Source organism: Streptomyces sp. (genome assembly GCF_036566765.1).
In the GTDB taxonomy this organism is placed as follows: domain Bacteria; phylum Actinomycetota; class Actinomycetes; order Streptomycetales; family Streptomycetaceae; genus Streptomyces.
In genome coordinates this window covers 1-2,264 of the sequence record NZ_DATCVQ010000212.1, presented here as the reverse complement: position 1 = coordinate 2,264, position 2,264 = coordinate 1, and the positions used below count along the sequence as shown (strand labels likewise).

General features: G+C 69.8%; 4 protein-coding genes and 1 pseudogene. 2 read left to right on the top strand and 3 right to left on the bottom strand.

Annotated features, from left to right (window positions below; all coding sequences use genetic code 11):
- Nucleotides 1-216 precede the first annotated feature (216 nt).
- Together VIU94_RS12280 and VIU94_RS12275 are read left to right on the top strand one after the other, a co-directional pair.
- A complete protein-coding gene (locus VIU94_RS12280) occupies nucleotides 217-402 on the top strand; it encodes a hypothetical protein (protein ID WP_331910630.1) in 186 nt (61 codons plus the stop codon).
- Nucleotides 403-546: 144 nt separating this feature from the next.
- Nucleotides 547-1,377, top strand: coding sequence for a dienelactone hydrolase family protein (locus tag VIU94_RS12275; RefSeq protein ID WP_331910628.1), 831 nt, complete (start codon nucleotides 547-549; stop codon nucleotides 1,375-1,377).
- Between the two features lie 397 nt (nucleotides 1,378-1,774).
- Here the strand turns inward: VIU94_RS12275 and VIU94_RS12270 are convergent, their stop codons facing one another.
- From VIU94_RS12270 to VIU94_RS12265, 3 genes and pseudogenes are all read right to left on the bottom strand, one after another.
- Entirely contained in the window at nucleotides 1,775-1,945 is a 171-nt protein-coding gene (locus VIU94_RS12270; RefSeq protein WP_331910626.1) for a hypothetical protein, read from the bottom strand.
- A gap of 53 nt (nucleotides 1,946-1,998) precedes the next feature.
- Nucleotides 1,999-2,067: pseudogene (locus VIU94_RS44690) on the bottom strand (hypothetical protein); the annotation flags it as partial.
- Nucleotides 2,068-2,107: 40 nt separating this feature from the next.
- The coding region (locus tag VIU94_RS12265) for a DUF1398 family protein (RefSeq protein WP_331910632.1) at nucleotides 2,108-2,264 on the bottom strand (157 nt) is incomplete at its 5' end.

Here is a 2,264-nt window from a genome sequence, read left to right as displayed (position 1 = left end):
CAGCACCGACGCAGTAGACTCCGAGCCCTTGGTTCAGCGCGCTTGGGGGGCGACGTGGCAGGTGACGGCAACAGTTCTGCCAGAGCACGGCGTGTCGACTTCGGCGTGACGACGCTGTTTGGCGCGGTGTATGCCAGCGCTTTGTTCCTCGTCGTGATGGGCTTCGCCGTGGAACCCAGTGGTTGCGGAGGTCGCTTTCGTGCCTAGTGCTCGGGCGTGACGTACTGGCAGCTTGGCGTCGGCTTCGGTCTCATCGCGGTGGTGGCACCTGCGCTGCACAAGGTTGTGCCGAGTGTCCCGTTCGAGCAGGGCGTCGGCCGGGCGGCGGCCATCACCGCTCTCGTGCTGGGTGCAACGGCCGGTATCGCCCTGACCTTGGCGGTTGTTCGCGCGATGGGCTGAGGCGTTGAATCCCCTCGGTACTCGGCGAAACGCGCACCCCAGCGGGGTAGTGTCCGCGTCTGCCAAGCGGGAGTGCCGCGCGAGGTTCGCCACAGTCGGGAATGTCGTGGCGGCGGAGCCTGCGGTCGCGTGGAGGATGTGACCATGGCAGACCATGACCTGACGGGTTTTGATCAGAGCACGTTCACCCACGACGGCACCACACGGCAGGTTCTGCGCCGCGGCACCGGCCCCGCGGTGATCGTGATGGCGGAGATCCCGGGCATCACACCCAAGGTGCTGGAGTTCGCCGAACGCGTGGCGGACCTTGGCTGCACGGCCGTACTGCCGGTGCTGTTCGGCAGGCCCGGCCGCGATCCGAACCCCCGCGCGCGCGGCCGGCTCGCGTCGGCGCTGTACGTGAACACGTCGATAGCCAAGGTATGCGTGAGCCGGGAGTTCACCGTCTTGGCCACGGGCCGCAGTTCGCGCGTGGTGACCTGGCTGCGCGCCCTGGCCGCCCACGAGCACGAGCGCTGCGGGGGACCGGGCGTCGGGGCCGTGGGCATGTGTTTGACGGGCGGGTTCGCGCTGGCCATGGCCACAGACGAACGGCTCCTGGCACCGGTGCTGTCGCAACCGTCGCTGCCGCTGGCGAGCATTCCGGGCCGGGCGCACACCATCGACATCAGCCCGGAGGAGCTGGCGGTCGTCCGCGGGCGCTGCGAACGCGACGGGCTTCAGGTGCTGGGGCTGCGCTTCAAGGGCGACAAGTTCGTGCCAGGAGAGCGGTTCGCGTTCCTGCACCGCGAGCTCGGCGACGCCTTCGTCGCGGTCGAGCTGGACGACTCCACCGCGAACCCGGACGCGTATCTCGCGCCGCACTCCGTCCTGACGGAGCACCTGATCGACGCGCCGGGGCAGCGGACCCGCGAGGCCCTGGACCAGGTGCTCGACCTGTTCCGCACCCGGCTGCTCGAAGCGCCGACCGCATGATGCGCGAACTGGCGACCGGGAGCGTCACTTGGCGAGACAGCCGCCTTCGGCGGGCAGGGCCGCGCCGCGGATGAACGACGCCTCATAGCTTCGGCCAAGCGAGGCCCGGCAACGCCTGATCAGCCGAGTCACCTCGGTCGGAGCCTCCTCGGGGGCTCCGACCGGCGTGGACATGCACGGCCGCTCTCCTCAAGGTGTGATCAGGCATGGCAACTCAGTTAAAGGCGTGGCTGGGGGACCACGGCGGAGTTCGGTCTGGCCACGCGTAAGCGGGCCATGATCCAGGCGAATGCGGGTGCGTCACCGGCCTGACCGGGCATGCGAGTGACGGCCGGCGGTCCGTCGGTGGCAAGGCGGACCTTCATGGCCCCTCGCCCGGGACCGCCCGAGGACGTGATCAGCCGACTCGCGGGCCCTGATGGCGGCCCCGGCGGCGTGCTGGTGAGTCGACCGCGACGACCAAGTCCAGGTCGCCCTCAGTATCGGCCTGGGCGAGCGGGGCGGCGAAGACGCTTTCCCAGGTGGCGTCGATCGCCCACCTCCGCAGCCCGCTGTAGGCGCCTTCCACGAGCCGAAGCTCTCGGGCAGGTCCATCCACGATGTCCCCGTGCGGTACTTGAACGCGATCGCGTCGATCACCTGCCGGTGATCACGCCACCGCCCACCCGGCCTCGGCGTCCGGTCCGGCAACAGCGGCTCGATCCGCGCCGGATCCCCGTCGCGTCGGGGCTCAGGGCAGTGTGACAGCCGGGTAGTCCTCGGTGTAGGAGTCGCCGGCGGTTCCGTAGTAGGTGCAGGTGCGGGCCGTGGTGTCGACGTCGTACCAGACGATGCCCGCGTCCCAGCAGCTGCGGACGAACTCGGGGAACGACGTCTCCCCGGCCTGG